This is a genomic window from Tabrizicola piscis (genome assembly GCF_003940805.1).
GTDB lineage: Bacteria > Pseudomonadota > Alphaproteobacteria > Rhodobacterales > Rhodobacteraceae > Tabrizicola > Tabrizicola piscis.
In genome coordinates this window covers 333044-356392 of sequence record NZ_CP034328.1, presented here as the reverse complement: position 1 = coordinate 356392, position 23349 = coordinate 333044, and the positions used below count along the sequence as shown (strand labels likewise).

Sequence of the window (23349 nt, the reverse complement as noted above, 5' to 3'; positions counted from 1 at the left end):
TAGGGTTGGCGCGGCCTTACAGGGTTTTCGGCCCCATGGCCAGAGGGGAGGGTGTCCCGGGCAGGGACAGTTGAGGGGGCCAAGCAATTTCAACGGCTTGGCCAAGCGCAGTCATGAATTCTTAACGATTGCCCCGGTCTCAGGCGGCGACATAGCGGTCGCGGCGGTGGTTGATGGCCACCACAAGGTTCACCACCAGTGCGCCGAGGAAGCTGATGATGACCAGTCGCGCCTCGATCACCGCGAAGGCCGCGGCAAACAGGACCGCGTCAAATCCAAGCTGCACCCAGCCCGCGCGCCAGCCCAGACGGTCTTGCAGCATGAGCGCCACGATGCCGATGCCCCCAAGGCTTGCCCCATGCCGAAACAGCGCCAGCAGCGCCGAGCCGGACAGAAAGCCGAACAGCACCGCGCCAACCCATGGGTTCAGCGTGGCAAAGCTGACTTGCGTTGGCAGCCAGAGGCTGAGCGCGGACAAGAGCGCCACGGCGACGAAGGTCTTGGCGGTGAAGACCGGCCCCATGCGCAGATAGGCCAAGACATAGAAGGGCAGGTTGATGGCAAAGAACACTGGTCCAAAGCCCCAACCGGTCGCGTAGGACACCAGCACCGCAAGGCCTGCGGTCTGGCCAGTGACAAGGCCCAGATGGGTCAGGATGACGATGCCGAAGGCGGCCATGGTCGCGCCATAGGCGACGCCTTGGGCGTCTTCGATCAGGCTGTGCTTTTCGGGGTTGGTCATGGACTGCAAGCCTGTGCCCTAGACGGCGACATACCGGTCGCGTCGGTGGTTTACGGCAAGGAACAGGGAAAACACGGCAGCCCCAAGGAAGCTGTAAAGGAGTGTTTCCAGCGGGACGATGAAGGCGGCCAGACCGAAGATCACCGCGTCGGACAGAAGCTGCGCGGTCCCGGCGCGAAAGCCGGTTTTGTCCTGCACCTCAATCCAGAGGACGGAGAGGCCGCCGAAGCTGCCGCCATGGCGGATGGCGGCAAGGGCGGCGATGCCGAACAAGAGGCCGAACAGCACGGCGGCAAAGCCGGGTTCGATCCGGCCAAGGTCTACCCAGCGGGGCAAGAGCGCCACCATGATCGACAGCGCCGCCGTGGTGGCCAGCGTCTTCAACGCAAAGCGCGCGCCAAGGCGGCGCCAGGCTAGGCCAAGGAAGGGCAGGGTGACGGCAAAGTAGACGGCGGCGAAGGGCAGGCCGGTGACATGGGCCAGCAGAACGGCGATTCCGGTGGTCTGACCGGTGACAAAGCCCATGTGCGTCAGAAGATGCATGCCGAACGCAGCCATGGTGACACCAAAGGCAATGCCTTGCGCGTCTTCCAGAGGACTGTGGCGGTTTGGGTCGGTCATGCTGGGGCTGTGACAGAGTCGGGGTATTAAGTCAATAGTACTGACCTTTAATCTATGGAATATCTTCCAGCGTGGCCAGAGGTCTGAGGCATCCTTGGGTTGATTGTAAAATCATCCTCAAATTGTTTCGAAATGTAGAACCCTAAAGTTTCCGAAATTAAAGTTCTCCGTTTCCAAATGGGACGCAATAAAATTGCGCAACAATTGAAACTTTCACCCACAGGTTTTCGTAACTCTGCCGTGGGTTGCAGAAAGCTGACCCATGATTGCGGGTTTGGTAACCCCGGCAAACCGCCGGCTGGACCGATGCAAACAGGACCCGCGATGCAACGGAAGGTATGCGCAGGAGATTGCCATGTTTCTTGAGAAAATCGGTCATGACACGCAATCACGGTCCGGGGTCCTGTCCCGGAGCGCACGGGGCGCATCCGGCCTTGGCCTGATGCTGCTTCTGTCCTTGCCGGTCTCGGCAGGGTCTTTGGGGATCGGTGCGGATATTGGCGGGATCAGCGCCGATGTCGGCGTCGGCCGCGGTGGCATCGGTGCCAGCGTCGGGATCGGCGGGTCTGGCGGCAGTGGCGGTTCGCGGGGCGGCATCAGTGCCGATGTCGGGATCGGCGGCGGTGGTATCAGCGCGAGCGTCGGCATTGGTGGAACCGGTGGCGGCACGACACCCGGCGATGTTGATCCGGATGGCGATACCCCCGACGATGTCGGCATGGATGACGATACGTCCGACATCGGCGGTCTGGTGGCGTCAACCTCGGGCACGCTGTCGCCTGCGGTGGGGCCCAAGGGCCGGATGCCCTGCGCCAAGGATGGCAATGTGTCGGCCTTCAACGGCTTTGTCGTCCGCGACCGGAATGGCAGCGCGATTGGCTGGGTGAATGATGCCACGATGTCGAACGATCAGAAGATTGACACGCTGCGCATCCAGTCGACCGGCAAGGCCTGCTATCGGCTGACCGGCGGCAACTTCACCGTGCGCAATGGCGAGCTTTGGGCCAACGTCAACGCCGCGTCCTTCAAGTAAGCCAGACGGATGGGGGAATTGACAGGTTTCGTGGGCCCGGTCTGCCAGACCGGGCCCCGATCACAGGCTTAGCCCTTGAGGGCCTTGTTCAGGTATTCGTCCACTTTTTCCAGATAGCCCATCGTGGTCAGCCACTTCTGATCCGGCCCGACCAGCAGGGCCAAGTCCTTGGTCATCCAGCCGTCTTCAACGGTGTCGACGGTGACCTTTTCCAGCGTGGTGGCAAAGCGCATCAGCGCGTCATTTCCGTCCAGCGTGGCGCGGTGTTTCAGGCCCCCGGTCCAGGCGTAGATCGACGCGACCGAGTTGGTCGAGGTCTGTTCGCCCTTCTGGTGCTGGCGGAAGTGGCGGGTGACGGTGCCATGGGCGGCCTCGGCCTCGACCACCTTGCCATCGGGGGTCATCAGGATCGAGGTCATCAGGCCAAGCGAGCCAAACCCTTGGGCCACCGTGTCGGACTGCACATCGCCGTCATAGTTCTTGCAGGCCCAGACATAGCCACCCGACCATTTCATCGCGGAGGCGACCATGTCGTCGATCAGGCGGTGTTCGTAATGGATGCCAAGGGCCTTGAAGCGGTCTTCGAATTCCTCGGCATAGACCTTGGCGAAGATGTCCTTGAAGCGGCCGTCATAGACCTTGAGGATGGTGTTCTTGGTGGAAAGATAGACCGGCCAGCGCTTCATCAGCCCGTAGTTCAGCGACGAGCGGGCGAAGTCGTAGATGCTGTCGTCAAGGTTATACATGCCCATGTAGACACCGGCGGAGGGGGCGGAGTAGACGTCACGTTCGATCACCGTGCCGTCTTCGCCGACGAATTTCATCGTGAGCTTGCCGGCGGTGGGGAAGTGAAAGTCGGTCGCGCGGTACTGGTCGCCAAAGGCGTGGCGGCCAACGACGATGGGTTTGGTCCAGCCGGGGACAAGGCGGGGGACGTTGCGGCAGATGATCGGCTCGCGGAAGATCACGCCGCCAAGGATGTTGCGGATCGTGCCGTTGGGCGATTTCCACATCTGTTTCAGGCCGAATTCCTCGACCCGCTGCTCATCGGGGGTGATGGTCGCGCATTTGACGCCGACGCCGTGTTTCTGGATGGCATGGGCCGCGTCGATGGTGATCTGGTCGTTGGTACGGTCCCGCTCCTCGATCCCGAGGTCGTAATACTGCAGGTCGATGTCGAGATAGGGCAGGATCAGCTTTTTCTTGATGAAATCCCAGATGATCCGGGTCATCTCATCGCCGTCGAGTTCGACGACGGGGTTGGCTACCTTGATCTTGGACATGGGAGACTCCGCTGAGGGGGGATTCGGCTGCGGCGGCTATAGCGCAAAGGGAGCGGCTTGGGAAGATCGGTATGCGATTGTATACCGTTTGTGCCGCAACCAAGGACGGCTGGCTAGTCTTTCGAGTATTCGATGATATTGAATTCTGGAAGTGTGCCGATCCCGTTGCCGCCTGAGGGCAGAATATAACCCACCACAGTAAGCGGTCCTCCAATCTGTTTTTCGATCTGAACGATTACAACGGTCTCAGTTGTGCCGTCCTCGTTCTTGAGGGTGGCAAGCGCTGGCAAGCCCGGGTTGGTGACGACTTCGGATTGGCCCGCGCCAGTTGCAAACACGGCCACGCAGTCGTTCAAATCGCCCTGTGTGGCTACCCGTTCTTCAATTGCAGGGATTGATCGCCAATTATCGATGTCGAAAGGAATATAGCATGGTTCCACTTCAGCTTTCCTTTCCCTTTAGAAACCAAGGTTTTGCCTTCCCCTGCACCCACTCCCACAACCCTGGCGCGCCCCTCGCGATCTTCGACCCGACGCGGGCCTCCAGCTGTTCGTAGGTGACGTTGTAGGTCGCCCACGTCCCGCCGCCTGACCTCAGGTTGGCCATGACGGGCTGCACCCGGTCAAGCGCCTTGGCGAAGCGGGCGTCGGGGGACTCTGCCGCCTCGAACTCTTCCCAGAGGGCACGGAGAGGGGGGCCGAGGTCGGGGGGCAGGAGGCCGAAGATGCGGTCGGCGGCTTTGGCTTCGGCGGTGGTCGTCTCGACGCTGGCGTGGGCAAGGCCATTTGCGGAGTGGATCGGCACGTCGCCTACGTCGATTTCCACGAGGTCGTGGATCAGGAGCATGCGGATGACCCGGTTGATGTCCACGCCCGGCCCGGCCTGATCGGCCAGCACGAGGGCATAGAGCGCAAGGTGCCAGCTGTGTTCGCCGGAGTTTTCGGGGCGGGAGCCATCCACCAGAGTTGTTGCGCGCAGGACGGATTTCAGGCGATCCGCCTCATTCAGGAAGGCGAACTGGGCTTCAAGACGGTCGTTTGCCGATTGGGCCATCAATGGCCCATGCCACCCATGTCGACCGGGGCCACGGGTTCTTCCTCGATCAGCCCGCGCTTGGCGGCGAGGGCTTTTTCGAGAAACTCACGCCCGCGGCGTTCGGCAAGGCGGACCCGGACCGAGGTGATGAACGCCTCTTGAAAGGTGGGCGAGGCGGCCATCAGGACGCGGCTGACCTTTTCATAGAACCGGTCGTCATCCAGTTCCGTTTCTGCGGCGAGCACGTCCTCGGCCAGTTGGTCGGCAAGTTCCTGAATCACGGACATCTTAGCGCGTAACCTCTGTCATCCTCCGCCGGACATAGTCCGACACGGTCTGGATCATGGGGTTCATGTGGGCCTCTTCATCCTTGAAGAAGTGATCCGCCCCCTCGATCTCGGTATGGGTGATGGTGATGCCCTTTTGTTCGTGCAGCTTGTTCACCAGCGCCTTGGTGTCCTTTGGCGGGGCGACCTTGTCGGCGGTGCCGTTGATGATCAGGCCCGACGAAGGGCAGGGGGCAAGAAAGCTGAAATCGTAAAGGTTCGCGGGCGGAGCGACCGAGATGAAGCCGGTAATCTCGGGCCGGCGCATCAGGAGTTGCATCCCGATCCACGCCCCGAAGGAAAAGCCCGCGACCCAGCAATGCTTGGCGTTCTGGTTCATCGCCTGCAGGTAATCCAGCGCCGAGGCGGCATCGGACAATTCGCCAATGCCCTGATCATATTCACCCTGGCTGCGGCCCACGCCGCGGAAGTTGAAGCGTAGCACGGTGAAGCCAAGGTTGTAGAAGGCGTAGTGCAGATTATACACCACCTTGTTGTTCATCGTGCCGCCATAGGCCGGGTGCGGGTGCAGCACGATGGCGATCGGCGCGTCACGTTCCTTTTGCGGATGGTAGCGGCCTTCAAGGCGTCCATCGGGACCAGCAAAGATAACCTCGGGCATCGGCCTCATCTCTTGTGGGAGCGAGCGGTTTCTTGACGCTTTCGCTCGACTAAAATAGAACCATTCTAAAGACGGCGACTGCCGCCCTTTACCGGGTCGGTCTGAGGTAATGCCCGCAGGGCGCGGCGTCAATCGGATTGCGCCACGCAGCGTGTTGCCTGTCGCGCGGTAAAGCAGGCATCACGGGGGAATGTAGCGATGAAACTTTCGACCAAGGGACGCTACGCGATGGTGGCGCTGGCCGATCTCGCGCTTGCCGAAGCGAAGTCGGGGGCGGAGGAACATGTCTCGCTGGCCGCGATTTCCAAGCGGCAGGACATCAGCCTGCCCTATCTGGAGCAGTTGTTCGTCAAGCTGCGCCGCGCCGGTCTGGTCGAGGCGGTGCGGGGCCCGGGGGGCGGCTACCGGCTTGCGCGGACGCCGGACCAGATCCGCATCAGCGAGGTGATGGAAGCGGTGGACGAGACGGTGGACGCGCTGCACACCGGGGCGGGCGTCAGCGGCGGCGTGTCGGGCAGCCGGGCGCAAAGCCTGACCAACCGGCTGTGGGAAAGCCTGTCGGCGAATGTCTATGTGTTCCTGCATCAGGTGCGGTTGTCGGATGTGGTGAAGAACGACCTGACGCCCTGCCCAGCGGTGCCGCATCTGTTCCGGGTGGTGGATGAAGAATGAGGCGCTTGCGCTTGGGGCTGGCGCCGGGGGGGTTCACACCCCCCCGGACCCCCCGTGGGATATTTGGGCCAATATGAAAGGGCTTTGGAGTGAGCCGGCTTTATCTGGATTGGAACGCGACCACGCCGCTGCGGGCTGAGGCGAAGGCGGCCATGCTTGCGGCGATGGAGGTGGTGGGCAATCCGTCCTCGGTGCATGCCGAGGGGCGGGCGGCCAAGGCGATGATGGAGCGCGCGCGGGCGCAGGTGGCGGCGGCGCTGGGGGCGGAAGGGGCGGATGTCGTCTTCACCAGTGGTGCGACAGAGGCGGCAGCGCTGGCCTGTGCGGGGCGCGGTCTGGACTGTGCGGCGGTGGAGCATGAGGCGGTGAGCGCCTGGTGTTCGGGGGATCTGCGGGTGGATTCCGCGGGTCGGGTCATGGTGCAGGATCCTGCACGGACGGCGCTGCAGCTGGCAAACTCCGAGACCGGTGTGATGCAGGAGCTGCCGGCGGGGCTTGCGGTCAGTGATCTGACGCAGGCCTTTGGCAAGGTGGCGTTCGCGTTCAACTGGTTGGGCTGTGAGATGGGGCTGGTTTCGGCGCACAAGCTGGGCGGACCGAAGGGGATTGGCGCGCTGGTGGTGAAGCAGGGCGTGGAGGTGCCACCCCAGCTGCGCGGTGGGGGGCAGGAGATGGGGCGCCGGGCCGGGACGGAAAACCTGATCGGCATCGCCGGATTTGCCGCAGCGGCCGAGGCTGCTGCGCGGGATCTGGCCAATGGCGTCTGGGATGAAGTGGCTGAAATTAGAAATATTCTAGAATTGGAGTTGTCCGCCGGGGCAAATGAAACTATTTCGGTCGGGAATGGTGTCGCGCGCTTGCCGAACACGCTTTGCCTGATCGCGCCCGGCTGGAAGGGCGAGACGCAGGTGATGGCGATGGACCTTGCCGGGTTCGCGGTTTCGGCGGGGTCGGCCTGCTCCAGCGGCAAGGTGCGCGCCAGTCGCGTGCTGCTGGCGATGGGGCTGGATGAGGCGCTGGCGGGGCAGGCTATCCGGGTGTCGATTGGCCCGGGCGTGACGAAGGATGACGTGGGGCGGTTCGCCAAGGCTTGGACCGCCGCCTATGCAAGGGCCCGCTCTCGGGCCGCGTGATGGAAGGATACGGGCGATGACAGCCATGCTGAAAACTGCCGAGGCCACCGAGGTGCGTGACGGAGTTGACCGCGAGACGGTGGAAACCGTCAATGCGATGGCGGGCAAATACAAGCACGGCTGGGAAACCGAGATCGAGATGGACTATGCCCCCAAGGGCTTGTCCGAAGAGATCGTCCGGCTGATCTCGTCCAAGAACGAAGAACCGGAATGGCTGCTGGAGTGGCGGCTGCAGGCCTATCGTCGCTGGGTGCAGATGGAAGAGCCGACCTGGGCGATGGTCCATTACCCGAAGATCGATTATCAGGACCAGTATTACTACGCCAAACCCAAAAGCATGGCCGTCAAGCCGAAGTCGCTGGACGAGGTGGACCCGAAGCTGCTGGCGACCTATGCCAAGCTGGGAATTCCGCTGAAGGAACAAATGCTTCTGGCCGGTGTTGAAGGTGACGCCGAACCCCGCCGCGTGGCGGTGGATGCGGTGTTTGACAGCGTCTCGGTGGGCACGACCTTCAAGGCGGAACTGGCCAAGGCCGGGGTGATCTTCTGTTCGATCTCGGAAGCGGTGCGGGAATATCCTGACCTTGTGCGCAAGTATCTGGGCAGTGTCGTGCCGCAGTCGGACAACTTCTTTGCCACGCTGAATTCGGCGGTATATTCCGATGGTTCGTTCGTCTATATCCCCAAGGGCGTGCGCTGCCCGATGGAGCTTTCGACCTATTTCCGGATCAATGCCGAGAATACGGGCCAGTTCGAACGCACGCTGATCATCGCCGATGAAGGGTCTTACGTCAGCTATCTGGAGGGCTGCACCGCGCCGAAGCGGGATACGCATCAGCTGCACGCGGCGGTCGTTGAACTGGTGATCCTTAAGGATGCCGAGATCAAGTATTCCACCGTCCAGAACTGGTATCCGGGCGATGAGGAAGGCCGGGGCGGCATTTACAACTTCGTGACCAAGCGCGCCGATTGCCGGGGCGACCGGGCCAAGGTGATGTGGACGCAAGTGGAAACCGGGTCGGCGATCACCTGGAAATATCCGTCCTGCATCCTGCGCGGGGATGATTCACAGGGTGAGTTCTATTCAATCGCCATCGCCAACAACGCCCAGCAGGCCGACACCGGCACCAAGATGATCCACCTTGGCAAGCGCACCAAGTCGCGCATCGTGTCGAAGGGGATTTCGGCGGGCAGGGCGCAGAACACCTACCGCGGCCTCGTCTCCATGCACCCGAAGGCCAAGGACAGCCGCAACTATACCCAGTGCGACAGCTTGCTGATCGGGGACAAGTGCGGCGCGCATACGGTGCCGTATATCGAGGTGCGCAACAACTCGTCCCGCGTGGAACATGAGGCGACGACGTCGAAGGTTGATGATGACCAACTGTTCTACTGCCGGTCGCGCGGGATGGATGAGGAAGAGGCCGTGGCGCTGGTGGTGAACGGCTTCTGCAAGGAAGTGCTGCAAGCCCTGCCAATGGAATTCGCCATGGAGGCGCAAAGCCTGGTCGCGATCAGCCTTGAGGGGTCGGTGGGATGAGTGTCCTGCGTGGAGGGATTCGATGAAGTTCCACCAGTTGTTCCGAAATCAATCAGAACCAAATGGCCGGTCGAGCATTGTGGAGGGGTTTGCGTACAGGCTTGAAGTTATCGGTCTCGGGATTGTCGCGTTAATCGCTTCGTCGTTCCTGTATCGCTTGCTTTCTTGGTTTGGCGTGCCAGATCGGGCCGGTTTTTCGGTGGCGTTGGTCTTCGGAGTAACAACGTTCTGGCTGATTTCGATGTTTTGGATGTGGGCGGCGATGGAAGGCGAAAACCGGCGCAAAGCCGCGAGGGACAGGGATGTGAAAGGTTCGGCGAAATGACTATCTCCACTACTCTAGGTCTCGAAACCCAGCGGATTGTCGGTTTCCAAGCGATTGTGACGGGTGATGGCCTTGCCCCGGGCGGGAATGGGTTCGGCAAAGATGATCTGCAAAGCCCGCCGATGGATTTCGCCATGGAGGCGCAAAGCCTGGTCGCGATCTCGCTGGAAGGAAGCGTGGGGTGAGTGAGCCGGTCTCTGTCCTGCTGGACGGGCTTGGCTTGTCCAGACGGACCCGTATTGTCGATGTCGGGGCCAATCCGCTGAGCGAGGCGCCCTATGCCGGGCTTTTGCGCATGGGCGGTTGCGACGTGGTTGGCTTTGAGCCGCAACCTGCGGCCTTTGCCAAGCTGGCCGAGATCAAGTCGGACCATGAGACCTACCTGCCATTCGCCGTGGGCGACGGGACGCGCAAAGAGCTTAAGGTCTATCGCACCTCGGGTTTCACATCGGTGTATGAACCCCATGTGCCGGGCATGACCTATCTTGGCGGGGCCAATTGGGCCGAGATCACAGAGCGTATCTCGATGGATACCGTGGCGCTGGATGACGCGGAGGGGGTCGGGGAATTCGACCTGCTGAAGATCGACATCCAGGGTGGCGAGGTTGATGTCTTCAAGGGCGCCGAAAGGGCCTTGCAGCAGGCGATGGTGGTGATCGTCGAACTGCGTTACTTCCGCCTTTACGAAGGCGAGCCGATGCTGGGCGGTGTCGATGACGAATTGCGCCGGCAGGGGTTCTATCTGCACAAGTTTCTGTTCAACAAATCGGTCTCACTGACCAATTCGCAAGCAGGTCGACTTCGCAATCGTCGGATGCGGGACCAGTTGATTGATGGCGATGGCGTCTACCTGCGGGACATGGGTTTGCTTGCAAGCTACAGCGATGCGCAGGTGAAGCATCTGTGCGTCACGGCTTCGGCGGTGTTCGGCAGTCACACGCTGGTGCTGCACTGCCTGGATGATCTGGTCCGGCGCGGGGTTGCCGCAGCGGATATGCCGTCGCGCTATGTCGATGCCTTGCCCACAGACTTGCGCTGGTCGTAGGGGGCAGGGGTATGACCGACGCCACGCCAGACATGACTTACGAGCTGACCTTTCCGCCCGAGGTCGCCGCTTTTGTTGCGCGCCACTATGCGACGGCGCGGATGATCGTGGAGTACGGCAGCGGCGGGTCCACAGAGCTGGCGGCAAGGGCGGGCGTCCGGGTGGTCACTGTCGAAAGTGACAAGGCCTGGGCCGACCAGTTGACCACGCATCTGGCTGGTATTTCGGCGCGCGCAACCGTGCACTACGTCGACATTGGGCCGACAAAGGGTTGGGGGCGCCCAAGCACGTGGCAAGGGGCCGGGCGCTATCATCGTTATGCCCTTTCGGTCTGGGACCGGCCTGATCTGGGCGAGCCTGATCTTGTGTTGATCGACGGGCGGTTTCGGGCGGCCTGTCTTGTGGCGGTGATGCTGCGGGCGAAGCGGCCGACCACGGTCCTGTTCGACGACTACACCCCGCGCGCCTATTACCATGCGGTCGAAAGGCTTGCGCAGAGAGAAGAAACCATCGGGCGGATGGCGCGGTTTACCGTGACCCCCGGCCCGATCCCGCCAGACATGCTGACCCAGGTCATCGGTTGGTTCGCCGACCCGCGCTGACCCCGGACAGCCCCCAATTCAGGAAGAAGAACATGCTTGATATCAAGAACCTGCACGTCAAACTTGAAGAAGAGGACAAGGTGATCCTGCGCGGGGTCAACCTGTCCATCGGTCCGGGCGAAGTGCATGCGATCATGGGGCCCAATGGGTCTGGCAAGTCGACGCTGTCCTATGTGCTTGCCGGACGTGAGGGCTACACCGTCACCGAAGGCTCGGCCACGCTGGAGGGCGAGGAGCTGCTGGAGATGGAGCCCGAGGCGCGGGCGGCGGCGGGGCTGTTCCTTGCGTTCCAGTATCCGGTGGAAATCCCCGGCGTGGGCAACATGACCTTCCTGCGCACGGCGGTGAATGCGCAGAAGAAATCGCGCGGCGAGCCGGAGTTGAGCGCGGCAGAGTTCCTCAAGCTGGTGCGCGAAAAGGCCAAGGCGCTGAAGATCGACGCTGACATGCTGAAGCGGCCCGTCAACGTGGGCTTTTCCGGCGGCGAGAAAAAGCGCAACGAGATCCTGCAGATGGCGATGCTGGAACCCAAGATGTGCATCCTGGACGAGACCGACAGCGGTCTGGACGTGGATGCGATGAAGCTGGTGGCCGACGGGGTGAACGCGCTGCGCGATGCCGGGCGGTCCTTCCTTGTCATCACGCATTACCAGCGGCTGTTGGACCATATCAAACCGGACGTCGTGCATATCATGGCTGCAGGCCAGATCATCCGCACTGGCGGCCCGGAACTGGCGCTGGAGGTCGAGGCCAATGGCTATGCCGATATTCTGTCCGAGGTGAACTGATGGCGCTGGCGAAGGTCAAGGAGGACGCGCTGGTTGCCCGTCTGGCAGGGCTTCAGCCCAAAGCCGGCGCGGGGTGGCTGGCTGCTGCCCAAAACGATGCGCTGGCCCGCCTGACGGCGATGGGCCTGCCGCAGCGGCGCGATGAATACTGGCGCTACACCGATCCGGCGAGCCTGAACGCCCCGAACGCGCCCGTGGCCGCCCGGTTCAACCCCGGCGATGAAGCGCCGGTGTTCGAAGCCATCGACCGACTGAAGATCGTCTTTACCGATGGGGTGTTCGACCCCGTCGCCTCGGACGATCTGGCGCTTGCCGGTGTCGAGATCGAGCGGCTGGAGACGGCAGGGCAGGCGCATATCCACTGGGCGCAGGGGCTTTACGGCGTACTGGAAGCGCGGGGTCAAACCCCGGTCGCCCGGCCCTTTGCGGCGCTGGGGTCTGCGCATGCCACGGATGGTGTCCTGATCCGAGTGACGGGCAAGGCCGCCCGCCCCGTTGCGCTGATTTATCACCATGACTCAGAGGCTTCCGATGCAATCCTGCACCATTGCGTGAAGGTTGAACCGGGTGCGAGCCTGACGCTGCTGGAAAGCGGCCCCGGGGCGGCACGCCTGACCAAGGTGCTGGAGGTGGACGTGGGCGAAGGGGCTGCCTTCCACCACATCCGGGTGCAGGGCCGCGACCATGAACGCCGCGCGGCGACGCATGTCTTCGCGCAGGTCCAGGCGCGGGCGTTGTTCAAGTCCTTCACGCTGACCGCGAATGGTCGGCTGACCCGGAACGAGGCGGTGATTGACCTTGTTGGCCCCAATGCCAGCGCGCATCTGGCCGGGGCCGCCGTCGGGGATGGGGATTTCCATCACGACGACACGGTCTTTGTCACCCATACCGCCGCGGATTGCGAAAGCCGGCAGGTGTTCAAGAAAGTGCTGATGAACGGCGCGACTGGCGTCTTTCAGGGCAAGATCCTGGTCAAGCCCGGGGCGCAGAAGACGGATGGCTATCAGATCAGCCAAAGCCTGCTGCTGGACGAGGACAGCCAGTTCCTTGCCAAGCCTGAGCTTGAGATCTACGCCGATGACGTGAAGTGCAGCCACGGCTCCACCTCGGGTGCGATTGATGAAACGGCGCTGTTCTACCTGCAATCGCGTGGCGTGCCGCGCGCGTCGGCGCAGGCGCTGCTGGTTCTCGCCTTCCTTGCCCAGACCATCGAGGAAATCGCCGATGAGGCGATTGCCGAGGATATCCGCACCCGGCTTGAGGGCTGGCTGGCCCGTCACGCGTCCAAGGGGGGCAAATGACCGTCACCACGGATCTGGTGGACACCTGGCGGTCGCCGCGCGCGGCCGTGCGCCGCCATCTGGCGCGCGGCGTGTCGGAGCCGTTTGCCTTCACGCTTCTCCTTGTGTTCCTGATCCTGGCCTTCGTCGGCCAATGGCCCGCCGCCGCGCGTGAGGCGTTTCTGGCCAACGAGCCTTCGGCAGCGCCGCGCATTCTTGGCCGGGGGCTGGCGGTACTGGCGACGATCCCGCTGTGGTATGGTCTGGCCGCCCTGAGCCGCGTTGTTGCGCGCGCCTTTGGTGGCAAAGGCACATGGTACGGCGCGCGGATCGCGCTGTTCTGGGGGCTGGCGACGATCAGCCCCTTGATGCTGCTGCAGGGGTTGGTGCAGGGCATGATCGGCCCCGGCCCGGCGCTTTGGCTGGTCAACACTGTGGTAGGGCTGGGCTTTCTGTGGCTTTGGCTGACCATGCTGCATGAGGTGGAACGCGGATGACCGGTTTGGGCGAACAGATCGTGGCCCTTGCGCGCCTGTCGCTGCAAGACCCGCGCGCCGGGGTGCGCAGCCTGCTGGCGCTTGGCGTGCCCTTGCCCGCCCGGACCATCGGCCTGTTGCTGATGGCGGTGGCCTCGGCATTCCTGATGCATCTGGGCTATCTAGTGCTGCCGCCGACCGACGATCCGCTGGCGCTGTTCATGATGGAAAGCCCGCTGCGCGCGGCGGCGGTGCAATGGCTGGTTCTGGCCGGGTCTGTGCTGCTGATCTTTCGCATCGGCCGCGCGTGGTCGGGCAAGGGCAGCCTGCCCGATACGCTTTTGGTGGTGGTCTGGTTGCAGGTCATCATGCTGGGGGTGCAGGTGGCGCAGCTTGTGGTGTTCCTCATCGCCCCTTTGCTGGCCGGGTTGGTGAGTATTGGCGGTCTGGTCCTGTTCTTCTGGCTGCTGACCAGCTTCATCGCCGAGCTGCATGGCTTTGCGTCCCGCGGGAAGGTGCTGGCGGGTATTCTGGTGGCCAGTTTCGGGGTGGCTATGGTGCTGGTCCTGATGCTGTCCCTGATCTTGGGGCCGGAGGCCCTTGGCAATGTATGATGTCGCGAAAGTGCGCGCCGATTTCCCGATCCTGTCACGGCAGGTGAACGGCAAGCCGCTGGTCTATCTGGACAACGGCGCATCGGCGCAAAAGCCGCAAGTGGTGATTGATGCGGTGACGCAGGCCTATTCGATGGAATATGCCAATGTTCACAGGGGGTTGCACTACCTTTCCAACCTTGCGACCGAAAAGTATGAGGGCGTGCGTGGCACCATCGCCCGCTTTCTGAATGCCGCGTCGGAGGACGAGATCGTCTTCACCTCGGGCACGACCGAGGCGATCAATCTGGTGTCCTATGGCTGGGCCGCCCCGCGCCTGCAGGCGGGCGACGAAATCGTGCTGTCGGTGATGGAGCATCACGCCAACATCGTCCCCTGGCACTTCCTGCGCGAACGGCAGGGCGTGGTGCTGAAATGGGTCGAGGTGGACGCAAACGGCGATCTGGACCCGCAGGCGGTGATCGATGCCATCGGCCCGCGGACGAAGCTTGTGGCCGTGACCCATATGTCGAATGTGCTGGGCACCGTGGTCGATGTGGCCGCGATTGCGCGTGGGGCGCATGACAAGGGCGTGCCGGTGCTGGTGGACGGGTCACAGGCGGCAGTCCACATGCCGGTTGATGTGCAGTCGCTGGGGTGCGATTTCTACGCCATCACCGGGCACAAGCTGTACGGCCCCTCGGGGTCTGGCGGGATCTACATCAAGGCCGAACGGCAAGCCGAGATGCGCCCCTTCCTTGGCGGTGGCGACATGATCCGCGACGTGACGCGCGATACGGTCACTTGGAACGACCCGCCGATGAAGTTCGAGGCGGGGACACCAGGTATCGTCCAGCAGATCGGCCTTGGGGTGGCGCTGGAATACATGATGGGCCTTGGTATGGCCAACATCGCTGCGCATGAGCACAGCTTGCGGGACTATGCCCGCGATCGGCTGACCGGCCTCAACTGGCTGAACCTGCAGGGCAAGTCCGCCACCAAGGGCGCGATCTTTTCCTTCACACTGGACGGCGCGGCCCATGCCCACGATATTTCTACCATCCTCGACAAGCGCGGAATCGCCGTGCGCGCTGGCACCCACTGCGCCATGCCGCTGATGGAGCATCTGGGCGTCACAGCCTCGTGCCGCGCGTCTTTCGGCCTCTACAACACGGTCGAGGAGGTGGACAAACTGGTCTCGGCGCTGGAGCTTGCCCGCGATCTGTTCAACGACGGCTGAGGCTGGATGACGTCGCGCACTGCGCGGGCGACAATCGTGTCCTTTGCCGTTGAAACCCCTCCGGCATTAGGCTAAGGACGCGCTCAGGCACCCGTAGCTCAGCTGGATAGAGCGCTGCCCTCCGAAGGCAGAGGTCACACGTTCGAATCGTGTCGGGTGCGCCAATTCCCATTGGCGAACCAGCATCACACAACGATTTCAGGCTCTTGGCCCCCCTTTGGTCCACATTGGGGTCCACGGGAGGTCAACACGCAGGATGTTGCGCGTTGACTGAAGTCTCTCAAAAGAGCGTCGCTGGGGACGGTGGGAGGAACCGCTGCCGTGCGACAATTCTTCTGCCTTGGGCACTTGTCTACTTGCAAATAGTTCTCATTTACATTCCACTGTCCACAGCACGAGGTTTTCCATGCCCCTGACCCGCCGTCTGCTTTTGCTGTCCACCGTCCTAAGCCTGACCCCCCTGACTGCCTTGGCCGAGGATCGCCTGAAGGTTGTCACGACCTTCACCGTCATCGCCGACATGGCCCGCAATGTCGCGGGCGAGGGGGTCGATGTCGTGTCCATCACCAAACCCGGGGCCGAAATCCATGGCTATGAACCCACCCCGCAGGACATTGTCGCCGCGTCAGATGCCGATCTGATTTTGTGGAACGGTCTTGGGCTGGAGGTCTGGTTCGAACAATTCCTGACCAACATGGGCGATGTGCCTGCGGCCACGCTGACCGACGGGATCACGCCAATCCCGATCAGCAGTGGCGATTATGAGGGCAAGCCGAACCCGCATGCGTGGATGAGCCTGGATAACGCGCTGATCTACACCGACAACATCGCAGCGGCGCTGACTGCGGCCGATCCGGCCAATGCGGCGACCTTTGCCGCGAATGCCGCCACCTACAAGGACCAGCTCAAGGCCGCCATCGGCCCCCTGCGCGACCAGATCGCCGTCCTGCCGGAAGACGGGCGCTGGCTGGTCAGTTGCGAAGGGGCGTTCAGCTATCTTGCCCGCGATCTGGGGCTGAAGGAGCTGTACCTCTGGCCGATCAACGCGGATGCCCAAGGCACTCCGCGCCAGGTGCAGGCGGTGATCGATGGGGTGCGTGAACAAGCCATTCCGGCGGTGTTCTGCGAAAGCACCGTGTCTTCGGACCCGGCTGAGCAGGTGGCGCGCGAAACCGGGGCGATGTTTGGCGGTGTCCTCTACGTTGACAGCCTGAGCGCTGAAGACGGGCCGGTGCCGACCTATCTTGACCTGCTCAGAGTGACGACCGAAACCATTGCCCGGGGCCTTGCCCCCGCGGCGAACTGAAGAGGGCGCGATGCGCGACGCAACGGCGGATGCGGTGGCAGGGGACGGCATACTGGCCGAAGGGGTGACAGTCACCTACCGCACCGGCGTGACGGCGCTGCGTGACGCCAGTTTTGCCATCCCCAAAGGCACGATCACCGCTTTGGTGGGCGTGAACGGGGCGGGAAAATCCACGCTGTTCAAGGCGATCATGGGGTTTTTGCCCTTGGCCCATGGCCGCATCCGCCTGCTGGGCATGCCCGTGCGCGATGCCTTGCGCCAGAACCTTGTGGCCTACGTTCCTCAGGCCGAGGAGGTGGACTGGTCCTTCCCCGTCCTCGTCGAAGATGTGGTGATGATGGGCCGCTTTGGCCACATGGGCTTTCTGCGCCGCCCGTCGGCCAATGACCGCGCCAAGGTCGATCAGGCCCTGGCGCGGCTTGGCCTGACCGACTTGCGCCACCGCCAGATCGGGGAATTGTCGGGCGGTCAGAAAAAACGCGTCTTTCTGGCCCGCGCACTGGCGCAGGAAGGCAAGATCATCCTTTTGGACGAACCTTTCACCGGCGTCGATGTGACGACCGAGGAACAGATCATCACGCTTCTCCGCACCCTGCGGGATGAGGGGCATGTGATGCTGGTGTCGACCCACAACCTCGGCTCGGTGCCCGAGTTCTGTGACCGCACGATACTGGTCAAGGGCACCGTGCTGGCGCATGGCCCGACCGAGACGATCTTCACCCGCGACAATCTGGAGCGGACCTTTGGTGGGGTCTTGCGCCACTTCACCCTTGGCGGCACCGACTTGCACGATGACGAAGACGCGCGCGAAGTGCGGATCATCACCGATGACGAACGGCCCTTCGTCCAATACGGCCGGAAGGGCGACAAGTGATGCGATCCGCACCCGTTTCCGGCGCCCACCACCCCCATCGCCTTTCCACAAGGGGGAGGGGGGGCGCCCTTGACTGTCAGCCGCGTGCCATGCCCTCGATCATTGGGCGCCTCCCTCCCCCATTTGTGGGGCAGGGCTGGGGTAGGGGGGCGCCGAAACGGATGGCCATCCGCCATGCTTGAGCCCTTCGCCTACGGCTACATGACCAACGCCATGTGGGTGTCGGCCCTCGTCGGTGGGGTCTGCGGGTTCCTGTCGGCTTACCTGATGCTGAAAGGCTGGTCGCTGATCGGCGACGCGCTTTCGCATTCGGTCGTGCCGGGGGTGGCGGGGGCCTATATCCTAGGGCTGCCCTTCGCGCTGGGGGCCTTTCTGTCGGGGGGACTTGCGGCGGGGGCGATGTTGTTCCTGTCGTCCCGGTCCGGCCTCAAGACCGATACGGTCATCGGGCTGATCTTCACCGCCTTCTTCGGTCTAGGCCTGTTCCTGATCTCGATCTTTCCGACCTCGGTCAGTCTGCAGTCGATCACCATGGGCAATATCCTTGCCATCTCGCCCGGGGATACGCTGCAACTGCTGCTGATCGGTGGCATCTCGGCTGCAGTTCTCTTGGTCTTGTGGAAGGACCTGATGGTCACCTTCTTCGATGAGGCGCATGCCCGCACCATCGGCCTGCGCCCGGATTTGTTGAAGGCGATCTTCTTCACCCTGCTTTCCGCCTCGACCGTGGCCGCGATGCAGACCGTGGGGGCCTTCCTTGTCGTCGCCATGGTGGTGACCCCCGGTGCCACTGCCTATCTGCTGACCGACCGTTTCCCCCGCCTCCTGGCCCTGTCTGCCGCCATCGGGGCCGGGTCCGGCTTTGTCGGTGCCTATCTCAGCTATTTCCTGGATGGCGCGACCGGGGGGGTCATCGTCCTGCTTCAGTCGCTTGCCTTCACGCTGGCGTTCCTCTTTGCCCCAAAGCACGGCATCTTCGCGACCCGCCGCCGGGGGAGGGAGGTGTGATGGACACGCTTCTCCTCCCCTTTCAGTTTCCCTTCATGCAGAAGGCGTTCTGGATCGTCCTGATCGTCGCGCCGCCCTGTGCGCTTCTGTCCTGCTTTCTGGTGCTGAAAGGCTGGGCGCTGATGGGTGATGCCGTCAGCCATGCGGTCTTGCCCGGCATTGTCATTGCCCATCTGGCGGGCTTGCCGCTTTTGCTGGGGGCATTTGCGGCGGGCCTTGGATCCTCGCTCCTGACCGGGTTTCTGGCCGCCAATAGCCGGGTCAAGCGTGACACGGTGATGGGCGTGGTGTTTTCGGCCATGTTCGCGCTTGGCATCGTCCTGAACACCGCCTTCCCGTCCGAGCTTCACCTTGACCACATCCTTTTTGGCAACATGCTGGGGGTGGGGCAGGGTGACCTGATCACCGCCGCCGCCATCGCCCTTCCCGTCACAGCGGTTCTGGCGCTGAAATGGCGGGACCTGATGCTGCACGCCTTTGACCCGGCGCAGGCGCAGGTGTCGGGTCTGCGGGTGGGGGCGCTGCACTACGGCCTTTTGACGATCCTGTCGCTGACCATTGTCGCGACGCTGACCTCGGTCGGTCTGATCCTTGCCATCGGCCTTCTGATCGCGCCTGGGGCCATCGCGTTCCTGTTGGCCCGCAGCTTCGGGGTCATGCTGATCGTGGCGACCGGCGTCACCTTGGTTGCGATGCTGTCCGGGGTCTGGATCAGCTTCTACCTTGATAGCGCACCGGCCCCGACCATCATTCTGGTGCTGACCGGCATCTTCCTTGCCGCCCTGCTGCGCCGCAATCTGGTGGCCCGGCCGGGGTGATCGGCCTTTACGCCAGCCCCGTGTCCCCCTAACCATGGCAGGGCTTTTCGTCAGGGCCGCTTCGGTGCAGGCACTGTCCCCAACCGCAAGAGACCCCGATGCCAGGCCCAAATGCCGCGATCTGGTTTGTCGCCGACGGCTATGACCCTGCAAAGGGGTTGAACGGCCGCCGCGTCGCCGGGATGAGCTTTCTGCGCGGGTTCTTTGCGCATGCAGAGGTTGATGAATTCGTCAGTCTTGCCCATGCCACCGCCGATCACCGCGCCTTTGCCGACATGGCCAAGGCCAGCGGGGTCAGCCAACCCTTGCGTGCCGTGCGGTTGGACGCGCCTTCGCGCCTGCACCCGGTCGAAGTGGTCTCGTACCCCGCACCGCCGCCGCCGCAAGAATTCTGGCGCCGTGCTCCGCATGGGGCTGCGGCATGGGCCTTGTGCGGGATCACCCACACCACGGCCACCCAAGCGGTGATGCAAACAGTCTTCGACATGCGCAGCGCCCCGCAGATGCCGTGGGACGCAGTCATCTGCACTTCCCGCGCGGTGCAGCAGTCGCTGACGCGGTTGATGGAACTGGCCGAGGATCATTTGGCCACCCGCTTTCCCGGAGCGATCCTTCCCGCCCGGCCCCTGCTGCCGATGATCCCGCTGGGGGTGCAGTGTGACGACTTCCGCCCCGATCCTGCCGCCGGTGCTGCCTTGCGCCTCCGGCTTGTTATGGGGCCAGAGGACATCGCGGTGTCCTGCATTGCCCGGCTGACCCCGGATGAAAAGTTCGATCCCCTGCCGTTGTTTCTGGCGCTTGAGGCTGCCGCCCCCGCCCTTGCCGCCCGGGGCGGACGCTTTCACCTGATCCTTTGCGGCGTGTTCCGGGACCCGTCGTGGAGCCCGGCTTTCGCGACTGCCGCGCAGGCGCTGATGCCTTCGGTGGGCTATCACCTGCTTGACGGCGGGCTGGCCGCCGAACGCAAGGCCGCGCTGTCCGGCAGCGACATTTTCGTCTTTCCGATCGACAATCTGCAGGAAACCTTCGGCCTTGCGCCCATCGAGGCGATGGCAGCGGGCCTGCCCGTGATCGTTTCGGACTGGGATGGGATGAAAGATACCGTCCCGCCCGAAACCGGTATCCGCATCCCCACCGAAATGCCGCGTGAGGGGGAGGCGACCTATATCAGCCTGCGCCACCTTGGCGGCACCGACAGCTATCTGCAGTACCTGTCCCAGATGTCGGCGTTGACCCGGATCGACGTGCCCGCCCTGACCCGCGCGCTGGTGACACTGGCGAGCGATGCGGAACTTCGCGCCCGTATGGGGGCGGCCGGTCAGGCGCGTGTGCGGGCGCTTTATGACTGGTCGGTGGTCATCCCGCAGATGCAGGCGCTTTGGGGGGAACAGGCGGCGATGCTGGCCCATGCCCGCGCCAACGCCAGACCGGCCAAGGCGAACCCCGCCCGCCTGCCCACCGGCCCTGCGCCCGATGTGATGTTCGAAGCCTACCCCAGCCAGCCTGCGCCGGATCGGGCGACCCGTCGCCTGCGCGCGGTCGACACCGGTCCGCGGCCGGACGTGGCGACCACCTTTGCGCTGCGCCGCTATGATGCCTTCAACCGGTTGATCGACGATCCCGCCCGCCTGCAAGCCATCCTTGCCGCCCATGCCGCTGCCGGCCCGGGCGGCGCGACCCTGGCCGAGGTTGCAGCCCAGACCGGCCTTCATCCCCACACCATTGCGCGGGCCACGCTGTGGCTGGCCAAATATCACTTTCTGGAGGACATCCCATGACCCGATCCATCCTGATCACCGGTGCCGGCGCCGGCATCGGCCGCGCCACCGCCCGCGTCTTTCTGAACGCAGGGTGGGAGGTCACCCTGCTGGGTCGCCGTGCCGAGGCGCTAAAGGAAACCGCAGGCGGCCACGCCGCGCGCATCATCGCCTGCGACGTGGGCGATCCTGCCGGGGTCGAAGCGGCTTTTGCCCAGCTTTCCCGCCTGGATGTGCTGTTCAACAACGCCGGCATCTCGGCCCCTGCCGCGCCCATCGACGAAATCCCCGTCGATCAGTGGCTTGAGGTCAGCCGCACCAATATCACCGGCATGTTCCTTTGCGCCCGCGCCGCCTTTGGCCTGATGCGCCGCCAGACCCCGCGCGGCGGGCGCATCATCAACAACGGCTCGATTTCCGCCCATGCGCCGCGCCCGGGTTCGGCGCCTTACACCATGTCGAAGCATGCCGTGACCGGCCTGACCCGCACGCTGGCGCTGGACGGCCGCGCCTTTGACATCGCCTGCGCCCAGATCGACATTGGCAATGCCCTGACCGACATGGCCGCCCGCTTTCAGCAGGGCGTGCCGCAAGCCGATGGCAGCATCCGCGCCGAGCCGGTGATGGACGTCGATCACGTCGCGCAGATGGTGCTGCACATGGCCAACCTGCCGCTGGAGGTCAACACGCCCTTCGTCACCATCATGGCGCGCGACATGCCCTTTCTGGGCCGTGGCTAGATGTCAGATCTCGCAATACATGTCATGCAGCAGCCTGACCAGCCGCAGCACCTTGGGGTCCTGGATCGAATAGAAGATCGCCTTCCCCTCGCGCCGGGTGTGGACCAACCCTTCAAGCCGCAGTCGCGCCAGTTGCTGGCTGACCGCCGCCTGCCGCAGGTCAAGCATGCGTTCCAGTTCCGTCACCGACCGCTCACCCTCGGCCAGATGGCACAGGATCAGCAACCTTCCCTCATGGCTGACCGCCTTGAGAAAGGCCGATGCATCGGCGCTGTGCTGTGACATAAGTCTGGAAAGTGATGCGTGGGAATCTACGATTTCGACGGAACCCAAGCCCAATTGATCAAGCGACATGATCACACCCCATACAACTACAGATTGTATTTACACTAACATGTCTTTTTTGGTCTGGCGAGAGGGGCCTTGCTCAAAACCCGCCAAAAAGGCAAGGATTTGCCTAACAGAATATGTCCTTCCGGGCACCCTTTGCCGCCCGGAATGCAACCCTCTGGACCCCTTTGCAAAAGGACTGCCACCGCAATGACCCGCCCGCTTGCCTTTACCGCCGCCGGCCAATTCTGGCGCGGCAATCTGCACACCCATTCCACCCGATCGGACGGCGTCCTTCCCCCGGAGGAGGTCTGCCGTCGCTATCGTGCCGAAGGCTATGACTTCCTCGCCCTGACCGATCATTTCATCGGGTCCTACGGCTATCCCATCGTTGACACCGTGCCCTTCCGCACCAACAGCTTCACCACCATCCTTGGCGCCGAGCTTCACTCGGGCGCGATGGCGAATGGTGAGCTTTGGCATATCCTTGCCGTCGGTCTTCCGCCGGATTTCACCCCCCCGGACAGCCCCGATTTCCTTCCGAAGCCCGGGCAGGAAACCGGGCCCGAAATTGCCGCCCGCGCCGTGGCCGCCGGGGCCTTTGTGGCCGTGGCGCATCCGCAATGGTCGGGCCTGACGCTCGCCGATGCCCGCAGCATCACCGCCGCCCACGCGGTTGAGGTCTATAACCACGGCTGCGCCACCGGATGCGACCGCCCGGACGGCTTTGCCATCGCCGACCTCTTGCTGACCGAGGGGCGCAAGCTGTCGCTGATCGCCACTGACGATGCGCATTTTTCCGAGCCGGACCATTTCGGCGGCTGGGTCATGGTCAAGGCGCTGGAAAACACCCCCGAAGCCTTGCTTGCGGCGCTGAAGGCGGGGGCGTTCTATTCCTCGCAAGGGCCGCTGCTGCACGATGTGCGGCTGGAGGGCGACCATGTGGTGATCGAAAGCTCGGCCGTCGTTTCCGCCATGGCGATGGGGCATGGCACCGGGGCCAAGGCGGTGCATGGCCACAGCATGACCCGCGCCGAAGTGCCACTGGCACGGCTGAACGGCTCCCCTTGGGTCAGAGTCGCGGTCGTTGACGCTGCGGGCAAGCGGGCCTGGTCGAACCCGATCTGGCGCGACTGAGGGTCGTCCATCGGGCCAAAGCA

At 63.3% G+C, this 23349-nt stretch carries 27 protein-coding genes, 1 tRNA gene and 1 pseudogene; 21 read left to right on the top strand and 8 right to left on the bottom strand.

Annotation, left to right across the window (positions count from 1 at the left end):
- Window positions 1–139: 139 nt before the first annotated feature.
- Together EI545_RS01680 and EI545_RS01675 are read right to left on the bottom strand one after the other, a co-directional pair.
- Window positions 140–742, bottom strand: coding sequence for a YitT family protein (locus EI545_RS01680; protein ID WP_125323854.1), 603 nt, complete (start codon window positions 740–742; stop codon window positions 140–142).
- Between the two features lie 18 nt (window positions 743–760).
- Window positions 761–1363: a YitT family protein gene (locus tag EI545_RS01675; RefSeq protein ID WP_125323853.1), complete on the bottom strand. Its 603-nt coding sequence runs from the start codon at window positions 1361–1363 to the stop codon at window positions 761–763.
- A 355-nt stretch (window positions 1364–1718) separates the two neighbouring features.
- Here EI545_RS01675 and EI545_RS01670 point away from each other — a divergent pair, with 355 nt between their 5' ends.
- Complete coding sequence (locus EI545_RS01670; protein WP_125323852.1) at window positions 1719–2396, top strand: hypothetical protein; 678 nt, start codon at window positions 1719–1721, stop codon at window positions 2394–2396.
- A gap of 68 nt (window positions 2397–2464) precedes the next feature.
- On the opposite strand, the gene EI545_RS01665 is transcribed toward EI545_RS01670, so the two are convergent.
- The 5 genes from EI545_RS01665 to EI545_RS01645 form a co-directional block, all read right to left on the bottom strand.
- A complete protein-coding gene (locus EI545_RS01665; protein ID WP_125323851.1) occupies window positions 2465–3679 on the bottom strand; it encodes an NADP-dependent isocitrate dehydrogenase in 1215 nt (404 codons plus the stop codon).
- Between the two features lie 113 nt (window positions 3680–3792).
- Window positions 3793–4119, bottom strand: a complete 327-nt coding sequence (locus EI545_RS01660; protein ID WP_125323850.1) for a hypothetical protein — start codon at window positions 4117–4119, stop codon at window positions 3793–3795.
- A gap of 1 nt (window position 4120) precedes the next feature.
- Window positions 4121–4732, bottom strand: coding sequence for an HD domain-containing protein (locus tag EI545_RS01655; protein WP_125323849.1), 612 nt, complete (start codon window positions 4730–4732; stop codon window positions 4121–4123).
- On the bottom strand, window positions 4732–5001 hold the full coding sequence (locus EI545_RS01650) for a hypothetical protein (RefSeq protein WP_125323848.1): 270 nt from the start codon (window positions 4999–5001) through the stop codon (window positions 4732–4734). Before EI545_RS01650 ends, EI545_RS01655 begins: the two co-directional genes overlap by 1 nt.
- A 1-nt stretch (window position 5002) precedes the next feature.
- Window positions 5003–5662 (bottom strand): alpha/beta hydrolase, encoded by a 660-nt coding sequence (locus tag EI545_RS01645; RefSeq protein ID WP_125323847.1) that lies wholly within the window; start codon window positions 5660–5662, stop codon window positions 5003–5005.
- 198 nt (window positions 5663–5860) lie between these two features.
- Here EI545_RS01645 and iscR point away from each other — a divergent pair, with 198 nt between their 5' ends.
- From iscR to EI545_RS01550, 19 genes and pseudogenes are all read left to right on the top strand, one after another.
- Complete coding sequence (gene iscR / locus EI545_RS01640) at window positions 5861–6334, top strand: Fe-S cluster assembly transcriptional regulator IscR (protein ID WP_125323846.1); 474 nt, start codon at window positions 5861–5863, stop codon at window positions 6332–6334.
- An 89-nt stretch (window positions 6335–6423) separates the two neighbouring features.
- A complete protein-coding gene (locus EI545_RS01635; protein WP_125323845.1) occupies window positions 6424–7467 on the top strand; it encodes a cysteine desulfurase family protein in 1044 nt (347 codons plus the stop codon).
- Window positions 7468–7492: 25 nt separating this feature from the next.
- On the top strand, window positions 7493–9007 hold the full coding sequence (gene sufB, locus EI545_RS01630; protein ID WP_425471656.1) for a Fe-S cluster assembly protein SufB: 1515 nt from the start codon (window positions 7493–7495) through the stop codon (window positions 9005–9007).
- A 22-nt stretch (window positions 9008–9029) separates the two neighbouring features.
- Complete coding sequence (locus EI545_RS01625) at window positions 9030–9332, top strand: hypothetical protein (RefSeq protein ID WP_125323843.1); 303 nt, start codon at window positions 9030–9032, stop codon at window positions 9330–9332.
- 86 nt (window positions 9333–9418) lie between these two features.
- Window positions 9419–9517 (top strand): annotated as a pseudogene (locus EI545_RS21800) (SufD family Fe-S cluster assembly protein); the annotation flags it as partial.
- Window positions 9514–10377: an FkbM family methyltransferase gene (locus EI545_RS01615; protein ID WP_125323842.1), complete on the top strand. Its 864-nt coding sequence runs from the start codon at window positions 9514–9516 to the stop codon at window positions 10375–10377. The pseudogene EI545_RS21800 and the gene EI545_RS01615, both read left to right, overlap by 4 nt.
- 11 nt (window positions 10378–10388) lie before the next feature.
- Entirely contained in the window at window positions 10389–10979 is a 591-nt protein-coding gene (locus tag EI545_RS01610; RefSeq protein ID WP_245990235.1) for a hypothetical protein, read from the top strand.
- Between the two features lie 32 nt (window positions 10980–11011).
- Entirely contained in the window at window positions 11012–11767 is a 756-nt protein-coding gene (gene sufC / locus EI545_RS01605) for a Fe-S cluster assembly ATPase SufC (RefSeq protein WP_125323841.1), read from the top strand.
- Complete coding sequence (gene sufD / locus EI545_RS01600; protein WP_125323840.1) at window positions 11767–13068, top strand: Fe-S cluster assembly protein SufD; 1302 nt, start codon at window positions 11767–11769, stop codon at window positions 13066–13068. The genes sufC and sufD overlap by 1 nt, the downstream gene beginning before the upstream one ends.
- Window positions 13065–13544, top strand: a complete 480-nt coding sequence (locus EI545_RS01595) for a YIP1 family protein (RefSeq protein ID WP_125323839.1) — start codon at window positions 13065–13067, stop codon at window positions 13542–13544. Before sufD ends, EI545_RS01595 begins: the two co-directional genes overlap by 4 nt.
- Window positions 13541–14137 (top strand): YIP1 family protein, encoded by a 597-nt coding sequence (locus tag EI545_RS01590; RefSeq protein ID WP_125323838.1) that lies wholly within the window; start codon window positions 13541–13543, stop codon window positions 14135–14137. The genes EI545_RS01595 and EI545_RS01590 overlap by 4 nt, the downstream gene beginning before the upstream one ends.
- Window positions 14130–15356 (top strand): cysteine desulfurase, encoded by a 1227-nt coding sequence (locus tag EI545_RS01585; RefSeq protein ID WP_125323837.1) that lies wholly within the window; start codon window positions 14130–14132, stop codon window positions 15354–15356. Before EI545_RS01590 ends, EI545_RS01585 begins: the two co-directional genes overlap by 8 nt.
- A gap of 87 nt (window positions 15357–15443) precedes the next feature.
- Window positions 15444–15520, top strand: a tRNA-Arg gene (locus EI545_RS01580).
- A 242-nt stretch (window positions 15521–15762) separates the two neighbouring features.
- Complete coding sequence (locus EI545_RS01575; protein ID WP_125323836.1) at window positions 15763–16662, top strand: metal ABC transporter substrate-binding protein; 900 nt, start codon at window positions 15763–15765, stop codon at window positions 16660–16662.
- Between the two features lie 10 nt (window positions 16663–16672).
- Window positions 16673–17536 carry a manganese/iron ABC transporter ATP-binding protein gene (locus tag EI545_RS01570; protein WP_125323835.1) on the top strand — a complete coding sequence of 288 codons (864 nt, stop codon included), beginning with the start codon at window positions 16673–16675 and terminating at the stop codon, window positions 17534–17536.
- Between the two features lie 174 nt (window positions 17537–17710).
- Window positions 17711–18544, top strand: a complete 834-nt coding sequence (locus tag EI545_RS01565; protein WP_125323834.1) for a metal ABC transporter permease — start codon at window positions 17711–17713, stop codon at window positions 18542–18544.
- Entirely contained in the window at window positions 18541–19362 is an 822-nt protein-coding gene (locus EI545_RS01560) for a metal ABC transporter permease (RefSeq protein WP_281275736.1), read from the top strand. Before EI545_RS01565 ends, EI545_RS01560 begins: the two co-directional genes overlap by 4 nt.
- Window positions 19363–19460: 98 nt before the next feature.
- Window positions 19461–21140, top strand: a complete 1680-nt coding sequence (locus tag EI545_RS01555; protein ID WP_125323832.1) for a glycosyltransferase family 4 protein — start codon at window positions 19461–19463, stop codon at window positions 21138–21140.
- Window positions 21137–21859 carry an SDR family oxidoreductase gene (locus tag EI545_RS01550; RefSeq protein ID WP_125323831.1) on the top strand — a complete coding sequence of 241 codons (723 nt, stop codon included), beginning with the start codon at window positions 21137–21139 and terminating at the stop codon, window positions 21857–21859. Before EI545_RS01555 ends, EI545_RS01550 begins: the two co-directional genes overlap by 4 nt.
- A gap of 3 nt (window positions 21860–21862) precedes the next feature.
- Here EI545_RS01550 and EI545_RS01545 read toward each other — a convergent pair whose 3' ends face one another.
- Entirely contained in the window at window positions 21863–22144 is a 282-nt protein-coding gene (locus EI545_RS01545) for an ArsR/SmtB family transcription factor (protein ID WP_125323830.1), read from the bottom strand.
- A gap of 255 nt (window positions 22145–22399) precedes the next feature.
- Here EI545_RS01545 and EI545_RS01540 point away from each other — a divergent pair, with 255 nt between their 5' ends.
- On the top strand, window positions 22400–23326 hold the full coding sequence (locus tag EI545_RS01540; RefSeq protein WP_125323829.1) for a PHP domain-containing protein: 927 nt from the start codon (window positions 22400–22402) through the stop codon (window positions 23324–23326).
- Window positions 23327–23349 lie beyond the last annotated feature (23 nt).

What these genes read in the sequence shown, in the direction of transcription:
- sufD (WP_125323840.1), top strand. Translation starts at nt 11,767, where the DNA reads ATGGCGCTGGCGAAGGTCAAGGAGGACGCGCTGGTTGCCCGTCTGGCA.
- EI545_RS01590 (WP_125323838.1), top strand. Translation starts at nt 13,541, where the DNA reads ATGACCGGTTTGGGCGAACAGATCGTGGCCCTTGCGCGCCTGTCGCTG.
- EI545_RS01625 (WP_125323843.1), top strand. Translation starts at nt 9,030, where the DNA reads ATGAAGTTCCACCAGTTGTTCCGAAATCAATCAGAACCAAATGGCCGG.
- EI545_RS01645 (WP_125323847.1), bottom strand. Translation starts at nt 5,662, where the DNA reads ATGCCCGAGGTTATCTTTGCTGGTCCCGATGGACGCCTTGAAGGCCGC.
- EI545_RS01680 (WP_125323854.1), bottom strand. Translation starts at nt 742, where the DNA reads ATGACCAACCCCGAAAAGCACAGCCTGATCGAAGACGCCCAAGGCGTC.
- sufC (WP_125323841.1), top strand. Translation starts at nt 11,012, where the DNA reads ATGCTTGATATCAAGAACCTGCACGTCAAACTTGAAGAAGAGGACAAG.
- EI545_RS01650 (WP_125323848.1), bottom strand. Translation starts at nt 5,001, where the DNA reads ATGTCCGTGATTCAGGAACTTGCCGACCAACTGGCCGAGGACGTGCTC.
- EI545_RS01655 (WP_125323849.1), bottom strand. Translation starts at nt 4,732, where the DNA reads ATGGCCCAATCGGCAAACGACCGTCTTGAAGCCCAGTTCGCCTTCCTG.
- EI545_RS01670 (WP_125323852.1), top strand. Translation starts at nt 1,719, where the DNA reads ATGTTTCTTGAGAAAATCGGTCATGACACGCAATCACGGTCCGGGGTC.
- sufB (WP_425471656.1), top strand. Translation starts at nt 7,493, where the DNA reads ATGCTGAAAACTGCCGAGGCCACCGAGGTGCGTGACGGAGTTGACCGC.
- EI545_RS01675 (WP_125323853.1), bottom strand. Translation starts at nt 1,363, where the DNA reads ATGACCGACCCAAACCGCCACAGTCCTCTGGAAGACGCGCAAGGCATT.
- iscR (WP_125323846.1), top strand. Translation starts at nt 5,861, where the DNA reads ATGAAACTTTCGACCAAGGGACGCTACGCGATGGTGGCGCTGGCCGAT.
- EI545_RS01550 (WP_125323831.1), top strand. Translation starts at nt 21,137, where the DNA reads ATGACCCGATCCATCCTGATCACCGGTGCCGGCGCCGGCATCGGCCGC.
- EI545_RS01540 (WP_125323829.1), top strand. Translation starts at nt 22,400, where the DNA reads ATGACCCGCCCGCTTGCCTTTACCGCCGCCGGCCAATTCTGGCGCGGC.
- EI545_RS01555 (WP_125323832.1), top strand. Translation starts at nt 19,461, where the DNA reads ATGCCAGGCCCAAATGCCGCGATCTGGTTTGTCGCCGACGGCTATGAC.
- EI545_RS01665 (WP_125323851.1), bottom strand. Translation starts at nt 3,679, where the DNA reads ATGTCCAAGATCAAGGTAGCCAACCCCGTCGTCGAACTCGACGGCGAT.
- EI545_RS01595 (WP_125323839.1), top strand. Translation starts at nt 13,065, where the DNA reads ATGACCGTCACCACGGATCTGGTGGACACCTGGCGGTCGCCGCGCGCG.
- EI545_RS01585 (WP_125323837.1), top strand. Translation starts at nt 14,130, where the DNA reads ATGTATGATGTCGCGAAAGTGCGCGCCGATTTCCCGATCCTGTCACGG.
- EI545_RS01545 (WP_125323830.1), bottom strand. Translation starts at nt 22,144, where the DNA reads ATGTCACAGCACAGCGCCGATGCATCGGCCTTTCTCAAGGCGGTCAGC.
- EI545_RS01610 (WP_245990235.1), top strand. Translation starts at nt 10,389, where the DNA reads ATGACCGACGCCACGCCAGACATGACTTACGAGCTGACCTTTCCGCCC.
- EI545_RS01570 (WP_125323835.1), top strand. Translation starts at nt 16,673, where the DNA reads ATGCGCGACGCAACGGCGGATGCGGTGGCAGGGGACGGCATACTGGCC.
- EI545_RS01565 (WP_125323834.1), top strand. Translation starts at nt 17,711, where the DNA reads ATGCTTGAGCCCTTCGCCTACGGCTACATGACCAACGCCATGTGGGTG.
- EI545_RS01575 (WP_125323836.1), top strand. Translation starts at nt 15,763, where the DNA reads ATGCCCCTGACCCGCCGTCTGCTTTTGCTGTCCACCGTCCTAAGCCTG.